We start from the raw sequence: 1,046 nt of genomic DNA, 5'->3' as shown, positions 1-1,046 counted from the left end.
GCTGCTGTTGCGGGGCCGGACGTCCCGGTGCGGGCGCAGGAGATGGCGGTGGCGGCGGAGATCGGGTGTGTGCTGGCCCTGGGTCCTCGGGCGGCCTCATCGTTCCTCGCAACTGCGCACGCCGTGATGTCGACGTTGCCGCGGACGTTGGAGGCTTTGCAGGCCGGAACCGTCTCTTGGCAGCACGCTGTGGTGATGGCGGACGAGACAGAGTGCCTTGATCCTGCCGGCGCTGCGGCGTTGGAAGCCCATTTCCTGGACCCCGACGCCCCGGACCGGGCGCGGGGGTGCCCGGTGGGGCAGTTGCCGGCGCACCGGTTCAAGGCCAAGGCCCGCACCTGGCGGGAACGCCACCAGGCAGGGTCCATCGAACAACGCCACGCCAAAGGGGTCGCGGACCGGCGGGTGGAGTTCCGGCCGGACCAGGACGGGATGGCGTGGCTCTCCGCGTACCTGCCCGCGGACCAGGCGTTGGCCGGGTGGAACCGGCTCACCGCCGCCGCCCGTGGCATGCAGGGCCCGGAGGAATCGCGGAGCATGACCCAACTGCGTGCGGACACCTTCGCCGACGCGGTCCTCACCAACGGCACCACAGTCAACGATGCCAGGCCCGGCGCGGGAACTGACCAGCAATCTCCGATCCGTGCGCAGGTGCTGGTCACGGTCCCTGTGTTCTCGCTGATGGGTGTTACGGACGAGGCGGCGATGCTGGACGGGTACGGTCCCATCCCGCCGTCAATGGCCCGGGAACTCGTCGCTTCCGGTGCGGCTTCGTTCTACCGCGTGTTGGTGGATCCTCGGGACGGGGCACCGTTGGAAATCGGCCGGACAAGCTACCGGGTGACGGGGGCGATGCGGTCCTGGTTGAGGATGCGGGACGGGCAGTGTCCGTTCCCGGGGTGCAGCAACAACTCCCTGGACAACGACGCCGACCACCTCCTCGCCTGGGCCAAGGGCGGCACCACCGGGATCAGCAACCTGGGACAGCCCTGCCCCAAACACCACAAACTCCGCCACACCACCGGCTGGAAACCCACCCCCGCCAC

At 69.6% G+C, this 1,046-nt stretch carries 1 protein-coding gene; it reads left to right on the top strand.

The features are described from left to right. Positions 1-1,046 (top strand): HNH endonuclease signature motif containing protein (locus AC1DIP_RS22190; RefSeq protein ID WP_477735114.1); only part of this gene is annotated, 1,046 nt, incomplete at both ends.

The sequence above is a fragment of the Pseudarthrobacter sp. 05T312 genome (assembly GCF_056396685.1).
Note: the sequence above shows the minus strand (reverse complement) of the source record. Positions and strands in the feature narration are given on the sequence as shown.